The 18,167-nt window shown below is 40.9% G+C and carries 19 protein-coding genes and 1 pseudogene; 8 read left to right on the top strand and 12 right to left on the bottom strand.

The window, feature by feature from the left end; genetic code table 11:
- Positions 1 to 5 precede the first annotated feature (5 nt).
- The 7 genes from SB660_RS12235 to SB660_RS12205 all read right to left on the bottom strand — a co-directional run bounded on the left by SB660_RS12235 (position 6) and on the right by SB660_RS12205 (position 6,999).
- Positions 6 to 833 carry a MerR family transcriptional regulator gene (locus SB660_RS12235; RefSeq protein WP_410582763.1) on the bottom strand — a complete coding sequence of 276 codons (828 nt, stop codon included), beginning with the start codon at positions 831 to 833 and terminating at the stop codon, positions 6 to 8.
- A gap of 139 nt (positions 834 to 972) precedes the next feature.
- The gene (locus SB660_RS12230) at positions 973 to 1,485 is read right to left on the bottom strand and encodes a hypothetical protein (protein ID WP_410582761.1); all 513 of its coding nucleotides are present in this window, start codon (positions 1,483 to 1,485) and stop codon (positions 973 to 975) included.
- A complete protein-coding gene (locus SB660_RS12225; RefSeq protein WP_410582759.1) occupies positions 1,475 to 1,900 on the bottom strand; it encodes a DUF6508 domain-containing protein in 426 nt (141 codons plus the stop codon). Before SB660_RS12225 ends, SB660_RS12230 begins: the two co-directional genes overlap by 11 nt.
- 106 nt (positions 1,901 to 2,006) lie before the next feature.
- A complete protein-coding gene (locus SB660_RS12220; RefSeq protein ID WP_410582757.1) occupies positions 2,007 to 3,869 on the bottom strand; it encodes an alpha/beta fold hydrolase in 1,863 nt (620 codons plus the stop codon).
- Positions 3,870 to 3,927: 58 nt separating this feature from the next.
- Positions 3,928 to 4,494 carry a TetR/AcrR family transcriptional regulator gene (locus SB660_RS12215; RefSeq protein WP_339165249.1) on the bottom strand — a complete coding sequence of 189 codons (567 nt, stop codon included), beginning with the start codon at positions 4,492 to 4,494 and terminating at the stop codon, positions 3,928 to 3,930.
- A gap of 151 nt (positions 4,495 to 4,645) precedes the next feature.
- Positions 4,646 to 6,031, bottom strand: a complete 1,386-nt coding sequence (gene rlmD, locus SB660_RS12210) for a 23S rRNA (uracil(1939)-C(5))-methyltransferase RlmD (protein ID WP_410582755.1) — start codon at positions 6,029 to 6,031, stop codon at positions 4,646 to 4,648.
- 98 nt (positions 6,032 to 6,129) lie between these two features.
- On the bottom strand, positions 6,130 to 6,999 hold the full coding sequence (locus SB660_RS12205) for a DNA-3-methyladenine glycosylase family protein (RefSeq protein ID WP_410582753.1): 870 nt from the start codon (positions 6,997 to 6,999) through the stop codon (positions 6,130 to 6,132).
- A 433-nt stretch (positions 7,000 to 7,432) separates the two neighbouring features.
- Between SB660_RS12205 and SB660_RS12200 the strand changes: the two genes are divergently transcribed.
- From SB660_RS12200 to SB660_RS12190, 3 genes and pseudogenes are all read left to right on the top strand, one after another.
- Positions 7,433 to 7,945 (top strand): hypothetical protein, encoded by a 513-nt coding sequence (locus SB660_RS12200; protein ID WP_044139727.1) that lies wholly within the window; start codon positions 7,433 to 7,435, stop codon positions 7,943 to 7,945.
- Between the two features lie 133 nt (positions 7,946 to 8,078).
- Positions 8,079 to 9,038: a magnesium/cobalt transporter CorA gene (gene corA / locus SB660_RS12195; protein WP_144462996.1), complete on the top strand. Its 960-nt coding sequence runs from the start codon at positions 8,079 to 8,081 to the stop codon at positions 9,036 to 9,038.
- A 32-nt stretch (positions 9,039 to 9,070) separates the two neighbouring features.
- Positions 9,071 to 9,562, top strand: a pseudogene (locus SB660_RS12190) (DUF2716 domain-containing protein).
- Between the two features lie 35 nt (positions 9,563 to 9,597).
- Here the strand turns inward: SB660_RS12190 and pdaA are convergent.
- On the bottom strand, positions 9,598 to 10,389 hold the full coding sequence (pdaA, locus tag SB660_RS12185; protein ID WP_061407100.1) for a delta-lactam-biosynthetic de-N-acetylase: 792 nt from the start codon (positions 10,387 to 10,389) through the stop codon (positions 9,598 to 9,600).
- Positions 10,390 to 10,490: 101 nt separating this feature from the next.
- On the bottom strand, positions 10,491 to 10,682 hold the full coding sequence (locus SB660_RS12180; RefSeq protein ID WP_012009274.1) for an SE1561 family protein: 192 nt from the start codon (positions 10,680 to 10,682) through the stop codon (positions 10,491 to 10,493).
- A gap of 146 nt (positions 10,683 to 10,828) precedes the next feature.
- On the opposite strand from SB660_RS12180, the gene yfkAB reads away from it, so the two are divergent.
- The 4 genes from yfkAB (at position 10,829) to SB660_RS12160 (ending at position 14,148) form a co-directional block, all read left to right on the top strand.
- Positions 10,829 to 11,950 (top strand): radical SAM/CxCxxxxC motif protein YfkAB, encoded by a 1,122-nt coding sequence (yfkAB, locus tag SB660_RS12175; RefSeq protein ID WP_050944782.1) that lies wholly within the window; start codon positions 10,829 to 10,831, stop codon positions 11,948 to 11,950.
- A gap of 7 nt (positions 11,951 to 11,957) precedes the next feature.
- On the top strand, positions 11,958 to 12,794 hold the full coding sequence (locus SB660_RS12170) for a mechanosensitive ion channel family protein (RefSeq protein ID WP_058015734.1): 837 nt from the start codon (positions 11,958 to 11,960) through the stop codon (positions 12,792 to 12,794).
- A 101-nt stretch (positions 12,795 to 12,895) separates the two neighbouring features.
- Complete coding sequence (locus tag SB660_RS12165; RefSeq protein ID WP_180309391.1) at positions 12,896 to 13,297, top strand: nuclear transport factor 2 family protein; 402 nt, start codon at positions 12,896 to 12,898, stop codon at positions 13,295 to 13,297.
- A 131-nt stretch (positions 13,298 to 13,428) separates the two neighbouring features.
- Positions 13,429 to 14,148: a YebC/PmpR family DNA-binding transcriptional regulator gene (locus SB660_RS12160; RefSeq protein ID WP_058015732.1), complete on the top strand. Its 720-nt coding sequence runs from the start codon at positions 13,429 to 13,431 to the stop codon at positions 14,146 to 14,148.
- Between the two features lie 257 nt (positions 14,149 to 14,405).
- Here the strand turns inward: SB660_RS12160 and SB660_RS12155 are convergent, their stop codons facing one another.
- The 3 genes from SB660_RS12155 to SB660_RS12145 all read right to left on the bottom strand — a co-directional run bounded on the left by SB660_RS12155 (position 14,406) and on the right by SB660_RS12145 (position 16,766).
- Positions 14,406 to 15,188, bottom strand: coding sequence for a YfkD family protein (locus tag SB660_RS12155; protein WP_169057340.1), 783 nt, complete (start codon positions 15,186 to 15,188; stop codon positions 14,406 to 14,408).
- 67 nt (positions 15,189 to 15,255) lie between these two features.
- Positions 15,256 to 16,323 carry a calcium/proton exchanger gene (gene cax, locus SB660_RS12150; RefSeq protein ID WP_058015730.1) on the bottom strand — a complete coding sequence of 356 codons (1,068 nt, stop codon included), beginning with the start codon at positions 16,321 to 16,323 and terminating at the stop codon, positions 15,256 to 15,258.
- Positions 16,324 to 16,388: 65 nt separating this feature from the next.
- A complete protein-coding gene (locus SB660_RS12145) occupies positions 16,389 to 16,766 on the bottom strand; it encodes an OsmC family protein (RefSeq protein WP_410582748.1) in 378 nt (125 codons plus the stop codon).
- Between the two features lie 75 nt (positions 16,767 to 16,841).
- On the opposite strand from SB660_RS12145, the gene SB660_RS12140 reads away from it, so the two are divergent.
- A complete protein-coding gene (locus tag SB660_RS12140; protein WP_012009266.1) occupies positions 16,842 to 18,023 on the top strand; it encodes an MFS transporter in 1,182 nt (393 codons plus the stop codon).
- The last annotated feature ends 144 nt before the right edge of the window (positions 18,024 to 18,167 follow it).

Below are 18,167 nucleotides of genomic sequence, written 5' to 3'. Positions count from 1 at the left end.
AATGTTTACGATTTGATTTCATCTATAATCGGAATTTGAATTTCAATGAGTCTGCCTTCTTCATTTTCAGACAGCGGGTAATAAATCTCTCGGCCCGGCTGGTCTTCTTTCACGCGGTATCCATTATTTTCGATCCATGTCGCTAGGTCAATACAAGCTGTTTGTGCAGATGGAGAATGGGAATGAAATAATAGTGTCGCCATAGTCTCTTCAGCAGGTAACGTACGTATCTTGATTCCTTGAGGAAGAATGCCTTTTAACGCTTTGACGGAATACCCTACCTCAAATTCGAACTCACTTTCCTTTTCGAATGATTCCCTCCATAGCACTACTTGTGGTCCCGAGATCGATTCTTGTTGATGTTTAAGTAATAAATGATGAAACGTTTGAAAGAATGAGGGAATCTCATCAACCGTTCCGTTCGATTGAAAAGACATGATGCGCTTGCTTTCCACAGATTTGATGATGACCTCCTGTTCTTTTTCAACACATCCCTCTCGTTGAATGAGGTGCATCCGTTCCTTAATACGCGCTAATTTCTGTTGTTCTCTCTCGATCAATTGCTGAATCTCACTTTCTTTCAGCAGAAACATGCCCTGAATCTGCTCTACTGAGATATCTTCACGAAGAAGCTGAGCCATTTGCTTTAACGTAAAGCCTAATTCCTTGTACAGAAAAATTCGATTGACCTCAAGCAGCTGCTCAGCTGAGTAATAACGGTATCCCGAATCTTGATCAATCTGCTTTGGCTTTAATAAATCAATTTGGTCATAGTATCTTAAGGTTTTAACAGGCACTTTACTTAACATAGAAAAATCACCGATCTTGAACATCCTGCATCTCCTCCGTTTTGTTGATCTGATCAAAGTATAAACCTTTCAGTTAAGGGGAAGGTCAACATGAAGTTGAATAAATTTTTCAAAAGCACGAAAAAACCTAAATGTCTCTAACATCTAGGTTTTGCTCATTATTCTAAAATTGTTCTAACAAGCCCATTTCTTCAACAATCTTTATATCATTCATACATCGTTGCAAACTTACTTTGTTCTCTTTTTTCTGTAAATCCGAAGAATAACCTAAGCATAGATTAAAAATACAATCTAACCTTTCACCGACTCCGCTAAAATAATAATTTGTCAGTACTCCACTATGTTCACTTTCAAGAACCACAACTGTAGCCATCTCTAGTACATATTCAATATCTTCTTTAGAAATCGTTCGATCCTTTTTCTTAGCATTGATAAATTCATAACTATGAATAGAGCGTATCCTACCTTCAAGTAAATTGAGTATAGACCTTTTATAGATGACATACACACTGTGAATATCACTTTTATCAGGGCAATAGGGATCTTGTAAAATGAATTTTATACGCTCATCTTCTTTTTCCATTTTTATTGCATCAAGATCATTTAATGAAATGGAATCAATTTCTTCTATTTTCATAGGACGAAAAGTGTTGACTGCATGTGTTTTACTTTTCATTTAATGAATCCAAACAATCCAATCTTTCCAGGCACTTTACAATAGCTCCGCTTTTAAAGAAATTGAGGATGACACCCTCGCTAAATCGTTCGGCTCTCACAACCTCCATCATAAGAGCAAGCACGCACTGCGCATTTAAGTTTGAAATGTCCACGTTCTCCATATCGTTCAGTCCCGATTCAATCCCATTTTCTTTCAGGATTTCTCTGTAGCGGATAAGCTCCTTCTCTTCATGTTGTTCTGCAAAGGTATAAATATCTGCAATCAAGTGACGGACCGTTTCGGAATAATTCACAAAGGGCATCTGAATCGGATGTTCAACTGTACCATCATTTTCTTGATCGATGACCCATTCCCCAATAGGATCTTCCTGAAGCATCGGTAAGTATTTTGTTAGAATATCGAATTGGCTCATTCTTATTCTCCCCTATTTCATTGATATGGTTCACTTTGTTTCTCGCGATTTCATCAAGTATTTTACTAGTGAGATTATTTAGCCACGCTGGTCTCCCTCAAACCTTTTATTTACCCCATACTCTCATCTGCTTTATGACCAATGCTGCTGTTTCTCTCGGATGGCTGAGAGGAAAATGATGACCATATGAAACAAAGTCAATCTTACCAAGATGCGATGGGGCTGAATAGCCTTTGTCATCATTTCCCCAAATGATATGAAGATGATCCTTTGTGACCACATTGAAATCATCTTGATTGGCTTTCTGTTGTAGTAAGCTGTTAAGCTGAACCGTCGTATTTAATATTCTAGGAGACATAAAACTATTTCTGACTTTTTCAATATAATGTTCAGGGATGCTCTCCGTATTTTCAAACAAACCAGTCCTTAAGACATAACGCCCTATCATATTAGTCGATGCCCATTTCAATGTCCATTTGTTCATAAATTGAGGAACATTTCGTGATGCAGCATTTTTCTTATCAATAGGCGGCTGAAGTAAAGTGATTGAATACTTTTGATCGATGTACTCTTGTACCAATGCTTCCAGAAGAATATATGCACCGAATGAATGGCCGATTAGATGTGCACCATTCGCCGCTTTCTCCAATACCTTTTTCACGACATTCAAATAGATATCTAGAAGATGTTTCTCTCGTTTAAAAGGAGAACGTCCCAAACCTGGAAGATCCAAGATCCATACAGGTCGATCCGTTTTTTCATGCAGTTCTTGTGCTAAAGGGAATAAATCCTCTCCATCACTCAACAAACCATGTAATAAAATAAACGGCTTCCCCTCTCCTTGTATTTGGTAAAGGGTCGTGTTATCACATAGTGTTCGTTTAAATAAATGATCATCCTTACCGTTTTGATTCATCATTCGATAATCCAGATCAGCTACTACAGCAGGGAAAAATTTCATGACACTTGTCTTCTGAAACCAATCTTCTCCCATTATTTTTTTCACTGCAACATTTGAAAATGTTCTTTTTGTCATAAAGTTCAATCCATCAGAAGGAATGTTTGTGATTTTACTTACGCCACTATTCATCATAGCTTTCATCAATGGCATTGGGACAGATATTTTTGGTGACCTCATATTCATACTTTCTGACATCACACTCAATAATTCACCAATATTCTGATCGCGCTGCTTGTCTTCAACAAGCGTATATGTTTGAATAGCCGGCTGCTCCAATTTGAAAACCTGCACAATAAACCTCGCAAACTCATCGTTTGAAATAAGTGGCAGCCTATAGTCCTTACCTCCAGGAATCACCGGCATGAGCCCTCTTCGCATACTCTTCACAAGCAAGCCTACTCCTGCTATTTGCTCTGTACTCCCCGTTTGACTACTACCGACAACAGTTGGCGGATTAATGACAGACAGCGGATAACCTACTGCTGATGCCTGTTGACGAATATAAAGATCTGCTAAAAATTTTGTTCTCTCATATGGATTTTTTATTTTCAAATAGCTGTTTCCTTCTTTAAACACATCAATTTCAACCTTGCTATTTTGATCATCAAAGGGACTCATATAACCGACAACATGAATAAATTGCTGCAAGCCCTTCAATTGATGAATACTTTTAGCTAACTCACTCATATGTTTGGCGCCATTTAAAAAGACGGAAGCGGCCTCTTTACTTGTCGCTTGAATATCCATGGGTCCTCCTGCGTGAATGATCACATCCGTTTTCAATACCTTCTCCTTATCTTCAGCACTTAGACCCAAATCGACTTTCGTCAAATCACCTTCAACAAAGTGCATCACTGCTTCTTTTAAGATGCCTCTTTCTTGAAAAGTGCGTGTTGCTTTACTTTTCGACCTTACTAAAAGAAGAATGTTCACATTCTCTTTGGCTAATTCTTTTACTAACTCCTTTCCAATAAAGCCTGTTCCACCAATTAAAAATACTGTTTTCATATGAAGTCTCCTTTTTAGTACTATTCAGTACTAATTTGATGTAAAAAAAATGCTTCTTTTATCGAAGCAAGTTAAATAAATGATCTGCTGTTTTTGTGATGACAGTGGCATCCTTCAATGTTTCTGAAATAAATAACGCGCCTTCAAGATTGGAAATAAATAGGGATGCAACCTCATCAATATGAATCGTCTTTCTGAATTCCCCGTTCTCTACTCCTTGTTTCAGTAATAGAGAAACCTTCTTTTGTAATCCTGTAAAAAACAGTCCTATTTTTTCTTTTATTTGCGTAGCCTGTGCAGGACTTTGAATATACAGAGTAATAAATGGACAGCTCCCCTTATAGTCTCTCGATTGAACTCCTTGTGATAATTGCTTTAAAAACAGTTGGATACGTTCTTCAACTAAAAATTGGTTCTGAGATAGTACGTCATCAATGGCAGATTGATACATGTCAATCCAATAATCAACGACCCCTTCTAATAATTCCTCCTTATTAGAAAAGTGATAATACACATTAGACTTTGACACTTTGCTTACACGTACTAATTCATCCATGCTTGTATAAGCAAATCCTTTTTCTAAAAATAATGTTGCAGCTACTTCAAGCACACGTTTTTGATTCATTAATTTTACTTTTTTCATAATTAGAACTATATAGTACTAATTTAAATATGGCAAGTGTTTATTTCATTTAGAAAAAAGTCTGATGAAAGAAATGCCCCAAAACTAAAAAAAGCTCGAAAATCTAATATGATTTTCGAGCCTTGATTAAAATCTATTTTTTCACGAGAGATACAACAGTCTCCACATGCGCGGTATGCGGGAACATATCGACTGGCTGCATGTATTCGATTTTGTAGTCTTTTGACATGTATTCGAGGTCTTTTGCTAGTGTTGATGGGTTGCAAGAGACGTAGACAAGACGTTTTGGTTTGACTTGTTTGACGGTGTCTAAGAAGGTGCGCTCACAGCCTGTTCTTGGCGGGTCCACGACGATGACGTCAGGACGGAAGCCTTCTTTGACCCATTTTGGCAGCCAATGTTCAGCTGTTCCTGTCACATAGGTCGCGTTTTTCATGCCGTGTTTTTTAGCATTTTTCTTGGCATCATCAATCGATTCTTTGATAACATCCATTCCTCGTACTTCTTTGGCGCCATCTGAAAGCCACATCCCAATCGTCCCAACGCCGCAATACGCATCGACAACTTTTTCTTTGCCAGTCAGCTTTGACGCTTTTTTCGCTTCGTCGTAAAGCTTTAGCGTTTGCTTCGGATTCAATTGGAAGAAAGCACGTGCACTCAGTTCGAAGGAGACGTCTCCTAAAAATTCTTGAATGACCATGTTGCCAGCCAGGTGAGATGTCTTATGACCAAAAATGACCGACGTTTTTTCACCATTGATGTTGTGCATAATGGACGTCACTTCTGGCAGACGTTTTTGAATGGCTTCGGCAATTTCTTTTTTCTTTGGAAATTCAGGTTTTGATGTGACTAGAACGACCTGTACTTCACCTGTTTCAAAACCGACACGCACAACAATTGATCGTACGTCGCCTTTTCTCGTCCGTTCATTGTAGACCGATACACCGAATTTCTCTAAAATTTTGCGGACAACGCCCGTTGTTTTGTTCGTTTTTGGATGCTGCACGATGCATTCCTTAATCGGTACAAGCTTATGAGAGTTCAGTCCGTAAAGCCCTGCAATGATGTCACCGCTATGAGAACGCCCTACTTGGAACTGACTTTTATTTCGGTAGTGCCATGGATCTTCCATACCGATCGTCGGCCTGATATCAAGCTGTTCAACTGGTAGTTTTGTATGTCGTTCCATTGATTGAATGACAATATCTCGTTTTTCCCTTAGCTGCTGCTCATACGCCAAATGCTGAAGCTGACAGCCTCCGCACTCTTCGTATACTGGGCATGGCGGTTTCACTCGATGCTCGGAGCGCTTTCTTACTTTTCTAACCGTACCTTCTGCATATTTTGCTTGGACATTCGTTGCTTCCACAACCACTTCTTCGCCTGGAAGCGCACCTGGGACAAAGACCACTTGCTTTTTAAAATACCCGACCCCTTCCCCATTAATGCCAAGGCGTTTAATGGTAAGCGGAAACTGCTGTCCCTTTTGCAAAAGGGCACCTTGCTGTTTTTCCTTCACTTCATTCTCTCCGTTCTATCTGAACCCTTGATAGGTTGTCTTCATTTTATTCCATCTCATTAGTATACCATGACTTGGACAAAGAGAGAAAATCCCTTTCATTTATCTGTCTCAATACTTCTCCATAAATATAAAGATGCGTAGCTTAAATAGGGAGCCCAATCCTTGCTTAACACTGCCATCTCTTCTTTTGTCGGCTTTTCAGGCAGGTCAAAATGACGCTTGATGGCGTTTTGAATACCGATATCTGCCATCGGAAAGAGATTTGGTCTTCCAAGTCCATTCATAAGCACATTTTGAACTGTCCAAGGTCCAATCCCTCTAATTGGAAGCAGGCGTTCTTCCACCTCCAGATCAGTTAATTCGTGTAATTCTTCTAAGCAAAGAGAGCCGCTCACAATTCGCTTTGAGACATCGATGACATATTCCGCTTTCCGCTCACTAAATTGGAGCTTTCTCAATTCCTCTGTTTCAAGTGAGGCGATGGTTTCTGGTAAAGGATCAAACCAAACCCCTTCTATTTGCTCGCCGTACGTATGAACAAACCGTTTTGTGAGTTCATAAGCAAACGCCAGATTAAGCTGCTGATGAATGATGCATTTCATCAAGCAATGATATAAATGAAAATCCAGCATGAGAGGTGTCCCCTTATGACGCTCAAAAACGGGCGCTAGATTGGTTTCAGAAAAATGCTCATGCACAGCGTCTAATTGATGCTCCATGCCAAATATTCGTTTCACCTCACAGATGAGAGGTTTCTCAGGACCATTTCCTTTCACCCGAAACGTGGGCGCTTCTTTTGTTCCGGTGGCTTGAACGACGACAACGTATGGTGTTTGTTCTAATCTGATTGGTACTTTGATCTCTCTTTTATTTAAATCGACTGCTTTTAATGGATCACTTGATAAGCGACGCAGCACTTGATCAAAGTGATATGGCGGTTCAACGGTCAGCTCTTTTTCCCACATATTTTCCTCTTCCTTTCTGCAAACACGCAGATGCGATTGTTTCACTTTGCATGAATGATTCTCTATATTGAATACTTTCTAACATAAAGAGTACAAGAATTTATCAGTTATATCTTCCTTATTTCCGGTCATTTTCCTTTTGGATGAAGGAACATTTTTAGTCGAATTCAGCTAAAATTCGACAGCACCCTTCATGATTTTAGGTTCATTTTCCTTAAATTAGAAATAGACCCTCTGGGTGATAGCTTCTATCTTGAAAATATTTGTATAATTATGACATATCAAGGAGGTGAACAAAGGAATTAGCTGATTAGGCAATCATTTGTTTTATCTTGCAGGAACATATTTTACCTCATTGATCACCGGCTTCACCTAGTTTCACTTTTTACGAAAAAGAAGACCCAAACTTTTTTTAAAAAAGGAGATCTGACCAATGAAAAAAACCATTCTTTCTATTGCCCTTGCCACTGCTGTTTCTTCGACACTACCAGTATTCGCTGACGCTGCGGAGAAAAAAACGTCAGCACCCGTCTCTACTACACTACAGCAAACTGTATTAAACAAAGCGGCTGAAGGAAAAGCTGGAACGACAGCTAGTCCTAATGTTAACGTCAACTTCGATGTTCTTGGAATTGCCAATGCCATTGTGAACGCAGTAAATGCAAATGCCAACCGTTCTGGATTCGTTAAAAGCGTGATGGAAAGCACATTCTATGCTGCTGGCGGCAGATATAATGTCATGGTCTTTAACCTCAGCCAGAACTATGAAGACCGTTTTAATGGCGTGAAAACTTTTGCTACTGCTAATCTTGGCAATGTCGTTTATGGTATTTGGGTATTTGAAAGCGGCACCTTTAAAAACAACGGTGATGGCGGCTGGGATAACTGGGCGTTCAGAGGCTGGTTTGACCGTCAAGATAAATTTGTTACGTTCCATCGTCCTTAATTCTCGGTTTTATCCATCAATCATACACGCACATTGGACCGATCTCAGTGATGAGATCGGCTTTTTTTATGCAGAACACGTATAAGTTCACCGGTGCTGCTTCATGATATAATGCAAGTCTGGAGGGGTGCACATGCTGAAGAAAATTGCAGTGACAAAAAACGGCGACTTGATTGAACATGCAACATTGCAGCAGCTTTCAAGCCCAGATATCGCCTGGTATTGGATTGATTTTCATGCGCCTACGGAAAAGGAAGCCGCGCTTTTGAAAGAATACTTTCAATTCCATCCGCTTGCGATTGAAGATTGCTTCCATTATTTACAGCGGCCGAAGCTTGATTTTTATGAAGGATATTTATTTTTCGTGCTTCATGCTCTGAATCAAAAAACGCTTCGATCTGAGGAAATCGATCTGTTTGTTGGTGACAATTATATCGTGACCTTTCATTTGAAGGAAGCGCCATACATTGACCGTGTCATTCGAAAACTCAAAGAATCTGATAAAGCCCGAAACAGCGGGCCTGAGCATATCGCCTACATGTTGATTGATCAGCTTGTCGATGATTATTTCCCTATTATTTATCAAATAGAGGACAGGCTGAATGAAATCGAGGATGAAGAAGGTCATAAAACATATGGAACATTGATGAACGAAGTATTCGGGATTCGATCCGATTTGCTCAAACTGCGAAGAACGATTATCCCGATGAGGGACCTTTTATATCGTATTGTTAACACGCATATGATGAGAAGTGATACGAACCGGCAAGCATACTTTAATGATATTTATGATCACCTTTTGAAACTAACCGAGATTGTCGAATCAAACCGTGATATGACAGCCGATTTACGAGACAGCTACCAGACGCTGAATTCTAATCGAATGAATGCGATCATGATGACATTGACCATTGTGTCGACCATCTTTATTCCACTGACCTTTATTGTTGGGGTGTACGGAATGAACTTTGATAACATGCCTGAATTACACTGGAAGTATGGCTATTTTGGCGTACTGATTTTCATGGGTCTGCTCGTCTCGGGTATGCTTTTGTGGTTTAAGCATAAAGGATGGTTCCGCATATTCAAATAATGTGTAGAGAGAATGGCTGAGGAGGCGGTTAGATGAAAAACTGGATTCCATTGTCTCATCAAGAACGAAAGCTCGTATGGGAGACGCTCTATCGAGATTTCAAATTTCATCCGAGTCTCTCTCGTTTTCCCTCATTTCGGCTACCTTCTCCTTTCGTTACATATGATATTTCTGCTTATTTTGAGGACTCTTCCCTTCTACATGCTGATGAAGACCTTGAAGAGAAAGCATGACTTGTTTTTCAGGAGCTTATCAGAACAGACGAATATATGCTGGCACTTGATTGGCAGCACGAATGCTACTGGATCACACCATACGGCTCATTTGAAAAAGATGAATTTGGAGAATGGACAGTGCCTGTGCTTCCGAACGGAGATTATTATTTCTTTTTATCAAAAGAGATGCATTGGGGCTTGCTAGGACATCCTTGGGAGCAAAGTATCACAATTTTTGGTGAGGGCTTGATTGATTCTTTCTCGCGCCATCATCCGATTTTGTTTCAGCGTAAAATAAGAGAAGGATAAAGAAAAAGCTCGCAGGTGTTCTGCAAGCTTTTTTTCTATAGCTGAGGGAGATGCCATACTTTTTCAAGCATGAGATCGTCTAGGCTTTTAAAAGAATAACCTTGTTTTTTCAGTGCCGTGATGGCATCATCCAATGCCTCGGCATTGTCCCTTGAGACGGTATGCAGTAAGTAAATGGCACCTGGGTGCGCCTGTTTCATCATTTGATCGTAAGCATACTGTTTTCCTTTTTGATGATGGATATGCCAGTCCACAAACGCCACTGACCAAAAAACGGTTTGATAGCCGAGCTCTTTTGTTTCCTTCAGCACTCTTTCACTGAATACACCGCGCGGCGGACGAAGATAGAGGTTGTCTTGTTTTCCAGTGATTTTGTACACGGCTTCATTGACACGCCCAAGCTCTTCTTTGATTTCTTTCGTACTCTTTGTTGTTAGATCTGGATGGTGATAGGAATGGTTGCCGATGATATGACCTTCCTCCGCCATACGTTTGACGAGCTCCGGCTGGTCCTTAACAAAGTGTCCTGTCACAAAGAAAGTGCCTGGTACTTGATGTTTTTTCAGCACATCTAAGATCTTCGGCGTGTACCCATTTTCATAGCCATTGTCAAATGTAAAATAGATCTCTTTCTTTTTCGTGTTTCCTAAATAGAAGGCATCATACTTTTTTAAAAGGGCGTTCAGTTCTTTACCCGCATCTGCTGGCTTATGTTCTTTGCTTTTCGCAAATCCCCAATGGACAGGCTGATTAGACACGGCTTCCGCTTCTGAGAGAGGCATAGATACAAAAAGCGCACATAAACAGATGAGCATGTATTTTTTCATTTACGTCACTTCCCGGTTTTTCTTCTATTGTGCAGAATAAGACCGAGACTCATACACTGATTCACCTGCCAATTTAAAGAAAAAAGCCCGCACTGTGCGAGCTATTCTTCCTTCCAATCATTTTTAAACCGTTCATATTTCGCTTCTAGGTCGTCAATCATCTGGATCAGTCTGTCTATATCCTCAACATCTGTTGATTCAGGATCTAATGAATCAATCACATTCATAAACATATCTAATCGGTTCTTTAAATAATCAACCTGCTGCTCTTTGCTGTCTGCTGCCTTGCCCATAGATACACTCCCTTTAGCATTTGTTTCTAGCTTATCTTTTTTTCCCTTGTAAATCAATGAAACCCCACTTGCGTATAACGGTGATGGGGCTTAAAATTAACTGTTGGCGGGTCCACGTTTGCCCGAATGAAAAGGAGATAGATACCATGAACCAAAAAACAGCACTTCGTCCGATTACACCTGCATATGACCCTTGGGAAGCCTATCTAGATGTGCAGGACTACGGAGAGATGAAGCTGACAAATATTGAATTTACAACCACGACGTTGTGTAACATGAGATGTGAGCACTGCGCGGTCGGCTATACTTTGCAGCCTAAAGACCCGAATGCACTGCCGCTTGATTTACTGCTTCGCCGTTTAGATGAAGTTCCGCTTCTGCGCTCAATCAGTATTACAGGCGGAGAGCCGATGCTTTCTCTCAAATCTGTGCGGGAATATGTCGTCCCTTTATTAAAGTATGCCCATGAACGCGGCGTCCGTACACAGATCAACTCAAACTTAACGCTTGATTTGGCGCGATATGAAGAAATTATTCCATACTTAGATGTCCTTCACATCTCACATAACTGGGGAACTGTCGAAGAGTTTGCAACGGTCGGTTTTGCAATGATGGACAGAAAACCAACCTTTGAGCAGCGTGAGAAATTATTTAACCGCATGATTGAAAATAGCCGGGCACTTGTCAAAGCAGGTGTGACCGTATCTGCTGAAACCATGCTTAATAAGCGTACGCTTCCATATATTGAACACATCCACCGGCAAATTGTGGAGGAGATGAAATGCCAGCGCCACGAAGTTCACCCGATGTACCCAAGTGATTTTGCCAGCGCACTTGAATCATTGACGCTTCCGCAAATGCGTGATGCGATTCATCAACTGCTTGATATTCGTGATCAAGACACATGGATGCTGTTTGGCACCCTGCCATTTTATTCTTGCAGCACAGATGAAGAAGACCAGCGCCTCCTCAAACGATTGCGTCAGGAGAAACATGTCACGGTACGAAATGACCCTGATGGACGCTCACGGCTGAATGTGAATATTTTTGATGGGAATATTATTGTGACAGACTTTGGTGACACACCGCCGCTAGGAAATATTGCTACTGATACATTGCAATCCGCGTATACTCGCTGGATGGACACAAAATTAGCAAAAGAGCTGAATTGTCATTGTCCAAGCGTACAATGCCTTGGTCCGAATGTTCTTGTGAAAAACAGCTATTATCAAGATGTTGATTTTACTTCTCGTACAGCCAGGGGGTAACCGATAGATGGACGATACTTTTCTAACAGTAGTCAAGAACAAATACATTGAAATTCTCCTTGTTGGACTCGTACTTTGGCTTGCCGTCTTTTTGATTAACAAAGCGCTTCAATTGTTCTTTAAACGAACAGAGTTTATAGAAGACAAGAAGAAAAAAACGATCGAGAGCTTGGTCAAATCTGTTTCAAAATACACCGCTTCGATTTGCTTTGTATTGTATGTCATTTCTCTCTTCTTTCATGATTTCGGAAAAATTCTTGCAGGTGCTGGTGTGGCTGGGATCGTCATCGGTTTTGGCGCCCAGACGCTGATTCGCGATATTTTAGCAGGCATTTTTCTCATCTATGAACGTCAAATTCATAAAGGGGATTATGTGACAGTGAATAACCTCTTTAATGGAACGATTGAAGAAATTGGTCTCCGATCTCTGCAAATTAGAGAATGGAGCGGCAAGCTGTTAACCATTTCTAACGGAGACATCCGGCAAATCCAAAACTATAACATGCACTACATGCGGATTACGGAGTCTGTATTAATTAGTGCGAATCAAAACCCAGACACAGCCTTTCAAGCACTCGAAACGGCCTGCGACAATTTAAATCAAATGCACCATGATTTTCTCAAAAAAGATGAATTCCAGCATGCCATCGAACCGTTTCAAGTTCATGGCATTATGGGTCTGAACAAGCTGAACCGCGGGATTGAGATCACAGTGAAAGGAATGGTCGAAGACGAAAAATACTTCGATGCTGCCCTCGCTGTCCGAAAAGAAATGATCAAACAACTTCATCAGCATGATGTCAAATTGCTTGAAGATCTCGTCTATCCCCAGCCTGCAAAATAACCTCATTTGTGATGGGGTTATTTTTTTGATTGTTTTTTGTTAACTAGTTAACTATAATGAAATATAGTTAACCGATTAACAAAAAGAAAGGATGTTGATTCATGACAAAAAAAGAGGCGCTATCATTTATTAAAGAGATGTATGAAGAGGTGTTAACCAAATTCAATATAGAAAAAGTGGAGGCATATTTTTCACCTGAATATCAGCAAGTGACAGATGGAGAGGTTTCGACACTTGATGAGTTTAAAAAGCATCTATCCACATTAAAAGGATTGACAAAACAGCTTGAGATCCCCGCTTTTCATGATGTGTTATTTGATGAAGAGGCGCAGCAAGGGTGTTTTCGTTACACGGTACATGTGGAACTCGCAAGCGGAGACAGGGGTTTTATTGATGTCATGGCTCTTTTCACGTTATTAGATGGAAAGATCATTCGATGCGATGAACTGACGCGGGCTCATGAAAAACATGAAACGTTTGAACAGCTTGGACACATCAGCTAAGAAATCTCTTCAGTCAGCCCCTCTAACTTCTATCCTCTTGACTAATTCATGTATAATAGAAAATAGATTGATTTCATGCAGCATGGGGACCCTCATACTGTGTATTTTCTAAGTGAAAGAGAGTGAATAAGATGGGTCGTAAGTGGAACAACATTAAAGAAAAGAAAGCATCAAAGGATGCCAGTACAAGTCGTATTTACGCAAAATTCGGGCGTGAAATCTATGTGGCTGCCAAACAAGGTGAGCCAAACCCAGAATCAAACCAAGCACTTCGTTTTGTCCTAGAACGTGCAAAAACATATAGTGTCCCAAAACACATCGTGGACCGTGCCATTGAAAAAGCCAAAGGCGGTGCGGAAGAGAATTTCGATGAGCTGCGCTACGAAGGATTTGGTCCAAACGGATCAATGGTGATCGTTGATGCCCTCACCAATAACGTGAACCGCACAGCGTCAGATGTTCGTGCGGCTTTCGGAAAAAATGGTGGAAACATGGGCGTAAGCGGCTCTGTTGCCTACATGTTTGACCAAACAGCTGTCATCGGTGTCGAAGGAAAAAATGAAGAAGAAACGCTTGAGCTTTTAATGGAAGCAGACGTTGATGTACGTGACATCATGGAAGAAGATGAAACAGTGATTGTGTACGCTGAACCAGATCAATTCCATCAAGTACAAGAAGCATTCAAACAAGCGGGCGTAGAAGAATTCACTGTCGCTGAAATCACAATGCTTCCTCAAAATGAAGTGACATTAGATGATGAATCTAAAGAACAATTCGAGAAACTAATCGATGTATTAGAAGAGCTTGAAGACGTGCAGCAGGTTTATCATAATGTGGATTTAGGGGAATAAAAGGGAATTTTGCCATAACATAAGTTTATTTAAATAAACTTATGTTATGGCTTTTTTATTTAAAACTCATCATATCTTTTGAAAGCAAAACTTTATATTCAAATTAGGAAAAGCGTATCTTAAGTTTATCTAGTGTATACATATTGTTTATCAATGGATTAATGATTGGTGGAGCTTTTAAAATATCACGCCTGACATTAATAACTTACGACAAATTAAACCCCCTCTTCTATAGTGAAAGAGGGGGTTTTACTATGTTAATTCATCCCTTGAAACCCAAACGTCAGGTGATCCTGCACAGGAATCCAAGCACCGATTCCTTGTGAGGTCACGTTTTTCACGACGAGTTTGCGTTTATTTCCTTTAAGCACAAGGTACACTTCTCCGTATGTCACCTTCCCTTTTTCGTTAATCGCTGGTGCATAAGCATGAAGCGAAGCTGCTTTTTTCGGAGAGACGTGGTATGACTGATCTCGCTTTGTTCCTGCGCCAATCACGGTGTCAAAAGCGAGGGGCAGCTTTGTCTTTTGAATGGCTTTTTGCATCATCAATGTTTTTACATCTTCTGGGCTTGGCACCTTTGCTGTGAGCCCGCCGCTCACTTTGACTTGCTGCTTTTGAACGTACTTGCCAATGGCTGTTTTGTTGCCGCCTCTGTTATCAATGTGATTTGTATTCACTTTTTTGTATTCCCAGTTGGCCACCGTTTCGTTTGAATCGTAGCTCAGTGCCCATCTTCCAAGGAAAATGGTCGCACGGTAACCAATAGCTAATGGCGTCCCTGAAATACTGGATTCATTCAGCATTTTGATCAAATGAGTATTCTCAATCGGCACATCTGTTGTTTTAAACAATTCGGCTGTCAACTCGCTCGGCTGGAGCAATGGCTGATCCTGTGACGCATTCGGATACGTATTCTCCTTAGAAATACTAGCGACAGACGATGGCACCTTAAATGGTTTCGCCGCCTCCGCTGGAAAACTGTATAGAAAACTTAAGGATAAGAGAACAACAAACATGATGCGGGGCATCTTTTTCATATCATCACTCTTTCTCATTCATTTTTCCATAGTATTTTCCGCAAAGTCGTCCCTTATCCACAAAAGATTATAAAAGGAAAAATCCAATCGCCATAATGAAATAGGCAGCAAGTAATGTGGCGCCTTCAAACCAATTGGTATCTCCGTCATTAGATAAAATGACTGTAAGTAATACAGCGGACGCCATGGCAATCAGCTCTGGTAAGGAGAAAATGAGCGGCATTTGGGTATTGAAAAAAAGCGAGCTGATGACAAGGATTGGTGCCACCATCATCGCCACCTGAAGCGTGGAACCAAAAGCGATTTCCACTGCGACATCCATTTTGTTTTTATACGCCATGATAACAGCAGAGGCATGTTCTGCGGCATTGCCGACGATGGCCACAATAATGACTCCGATAAACAGCTCACTCCAGCCAAATTGCTTCCCTACCGTATCAAATGTATGGACGAGGCGCTCTGAAATGTACGCAACGGCCATCGTTGCAAGCAGCAAAATCAAAGTCGCAAACTTTCCAGACCATTCAGGTGTTTCTTCTTCCGTTTCTGCTTCGCCTTCCATGCTCTCCTGCTTAGCAACATACACCCCGCGGTGGCTGACCAGTTTGAAATAGAGCGCCGCGACATAAAGCAAAATCATGACAATACTGATCCCAATGCTTAAAACAAACTGTTTATTCTCTGCCATCTCCACCGAAAACACTTCTGGAATGACAAACGCCACAATAATGGCAAACATGAGCAAGCCTGAGTTGTGCCTTGCATCGTGGACATTGAACACTTGGCGCTTATATTTTAAACCGCCAACGAAAAAAGACAGCCCCGCCACAAGCAGTAAGTTTCCGATCACTGATCCAGTTAATGATGCAAGGACGATGGCTGTCAGTCCTTGCTTTAATGCAAAAAACGAAATAATTAACTCCACCGCATTTCCAAATGTGGCGTTTAAAAGCCCGCCAATTCTGGGGCCCGCTATGATGGCAAGACTTTCTGTGGCTCTTCCCATAAAACTAGCAAGACCAATAATTGCGATACAATACACAGCAAACATGATAACCTGCGGAAAATGAAGAAAACTGCCAATCACCGATAGCGGTACACCAATTGCGACAATCACAAGAAACAAACGATTCATACAGCCATTCTCCTTTACATATGTCTGACTGTTATTCTTTCGTGAGTGCCGGCATCATATACATTTTAGATTCGCGCGTGTGAGAAGGTGATATCAATACTTCCTTTCACGGACTGCACCATAGAGCAATGCTTCAATGCAAGGGTGATCACTTTATCGATTTGTTCATCAGATGTATTAATGTCTTCAAATAAGATATGTAAATGAATGCTGGAAATCTTGTTTACAGCTCCTGCCCTTGTCGTTTCAGGTGTGATCGTCAGCCCTTCATAGGATATTCGCTTTTTACGGCACACATGAATGAGTATTTCTCCAAAGCAGCCTGCAATGGCTGAGGTGAACAATTGAGATGGACGGTACCCCATTTCTTCTGTTCCTGAAATAGTCAGCTGCCTGTCCTCAATATGTGCAATCCACCGATCCGTTTCGTATCTCAGTTTCATTCCTTTTCCACCTTTCTATTGAAACCCCTATGGTTCCATTGTACGATGAAAATATGAACTTGTAAGGAGCTTCTTATGTCGAGAATTCACTTTATGATTTTAATTTTACTTGTATCTGTATCAGGTTTTTCGCAGGGAGCGTTACTTCCTGTCATTTCGATTATTTTTGAACATGCCGGGACTTCTCCTACGTTAAACGGACTGCATGCCACAGGCTTATATCTCGGCGTGCTGCTAGCTTCTCCATTTATGGAAGCGCCCCTTCGCCGGTTTGGGTTTAAGCCGTTAATTGTCATTGGAGGCGCTGCTGTCTTTTTAAGCTTGTTCAGCTTTGTGTTTTTTGAATCTTATGTTGTCTGGTTCTTCCTGCGGCTTATGATCGGGATTGGTGATCATATGCTGCATTTCTCTACACAGACTTGGGTGACCTATGCGTCGTCATCGAGAAATCGCGGGCGAAATATTTCATTGTATGGGTTATCCTTTGGACTCGGTTTTGCCGCTGGACCTTTTTTAACACCACTCATTGAAATCAACCCATCTTTACCTTTCATTGTTTCTGGTGCCGTTAGTTTATGTATTTGGCTGCTTGTTTTTGTTTTGAAAAATACATATCCAGATACGGGCGAAGTGCAGACGTCAGAGCAGACAAACAGTTTAAAGCGCTTTAAGAAAGCCTTTCAATTTGGCTGGGTCGCCTTTATGATGCCGTTTTGCTATGGATTTTTAGAAACGACGCTTAATAGTAACTTCCCTGTATATGCGCTAAGAAGCGGGGTGACAGTAGATGCGGTTGCGTTTATTTTACCTGCGTTTGCCATTGGGAGCATTGTCTTTCAGCTTCCTCTTGGGATGCTCAGCGACAGGTTTGGCAGGCGCCGCATCATTTTATGTGTCACACTCGTTGGATCTTTCTTTTTTCTACTAGCAGGAATATTCATTCAATCCGTTTTGGCTGTTGCGATTTGTTTCTTTATTGCCGGAATGGCTGTAGGCTCTACCTTCTCACTTGGCATCAGCTATATGACCGACTTATTGCCAAAGCATCTGCTGCCTGCTGGAAATTTGATGTGCGGGATGGCGTTTAGTGCGGGAAGTATTCTCGGTCCTGTTCTCGGTGGAATCTTTGTGCAAACGTTTGAAGGTATGAATTTACTTTACCTTGTCAGCATCGTGATATTATTCGTGTTTTTCTGCGTTCGATTCGGACGGACGGCGGCAGTTCTTGAAAACTCCAATGAAGCCATTTCTAAATAAAAACTCCTCTGCACCCATGCAGAGGAGTTTTTTTTCATTTAATGATATCCATTTTGTCCGTTCGCACTGCCGCTTGTTTTGTTCTTAGGTTGATGGCCTTTATTTTGTTTCGTATTGCTTCCGCCTTTTTTTGATTGTTTGGAC

The sequence above is a fragment of the Bacillus sp. SIMBA_005 genome, assembly GCF_046535585.1.
GTDB classification, from domain to species: Bacteria; Bacillota; Bacilli; order Bacillales; family Bacillaceae; genus Bacillus; species Bacillus pumilus.
The sequence above is the reverse complement of the archived record's forward strand: the minus strand, read 5'-3'. Positions and strand labels throughout refer to the sequence as shown.

Bases quoted from the DNA above. Each gene is read 5' to 3' on its own strand.
- SB660_RS12235 (WP_410582763.1), bottom strand. From the start codon at position 833: ATGTTCAAGATCGGTGATTTTTCTATGTTAAGTAAAGTGCCTGTTAAA.
- SB660_RS12230 (WP_410582761.1), bottom strand. From the start codon at position 1,485: ATGAAAAGTAAAACACATGCAGTCAACACTTTTCGTCCTATGAAAATA.
- SB660_RS12225 (WP_410582759.1), bottom strand. From the start codon at position 1,900: ATGAGCCAATTCGATATTCTAACAAAATACTTACCGATGCTTCAGGAA.
- SB660_RS12220 (WP_410582757.1), bottom strand. From the start codon at position 3,869: ATGAAAACAGTATTTTTAATTGGTGGAACAGGCTTTATTGGAAAGGAG.
- SB660_RS12215 (WP_339165249.1), bottom strand. From the start codon at position 4,494: ATGAATCAAAAACGTGTGCTTGAAGTAGCTGCAACATTATTTTTAGAA.
- SB660_RS12205 (WP_410582753.1), bottom strand. From the start codon at position 6,999: ATGTGGGAAAAAGAGCTGACCGTTGAACCGCCATATCACTTTGATCAA.
- SB660_RS12200 (WP_044139727.1), top strand. From the start codon at position 7,433: ATGAAAAAAACCATTCTTTCTATTGCCCTTGCCACTGCTGTTTCTTCG.
- corA (WP_144462996.1), top strand. From the start codon at position 8,079: ATGCTGAAGAAAATTGCAGTGACAAAAAACGGCGACTTGATTGAACAT.
- pdaA (WP_061407100.1), bottom strand. From the start codon at position 10,389: ATGAAAAAATACATGCTCATCTGTTTATGTGCGCTTTTTGTATCTATG.
- SB660_RS12180 (WP_012009274.1), bottom strand. From the start codon at position 10,682: ATGGGCAAGGCAGCAGACAGCAAAGAGCAGCAGGTTGATTATTTAAAG.
- yfkAB (WP_050944782.1), top strand. From the start codon at position 10,829: ATGAACCAAAAAACAGCACTTCGTCCGATTACACCTGCATATGACCCT.
- SB660_RS12170 (WP_058015734.1), top strand. From the start codon at position 11,958: ATGGACGATACTTTTCTAACAGTAGTCAAGAACAAATACATTGAAATT.
- SB660_RS12165 (WP_180309391.1), top strand. From the start codon at position 12,896: ATGACAAAAAAAGAGGCGCTATCATTTATTAAAGAGATGTATGAAGAG.
- SB660_RS12160 (WP_058015732.1), top strand. From the start codon at position 13,429: ATGGGTCGTAAGTGGAACAACATTAAAGAAAAGAAAGCATCAAAGGAT.
- SB660_RS12155 (WP_169057340.1), bottom strand. From the start codon at position 15,188: ATGAAAAAGATGCCCCGCATCATGTTTGTTGTTCTCTTATCCTTAAGT.
- cax (WP_058015730.1), bottom strand. From the start codon at position 16,323: ATGAATCGTTTGTTTCTTGTGATTGTCGCAATTGGTGTACCGCTATCG.
- SB660_RS12145 (WP_410582748.1), bottom strand. From the start codon at position 16,766: ATGAAACTGAGATACGAAACGGATCGGTGGATTGCACATATTGAGGAC.
- SB660_RS12140 (WP_012009266.1), top strand. From the start codon at position 16,842: ATGTCGAGAATTCACTTTATGATTTTAATTTTACTTGTATCTGTATCA.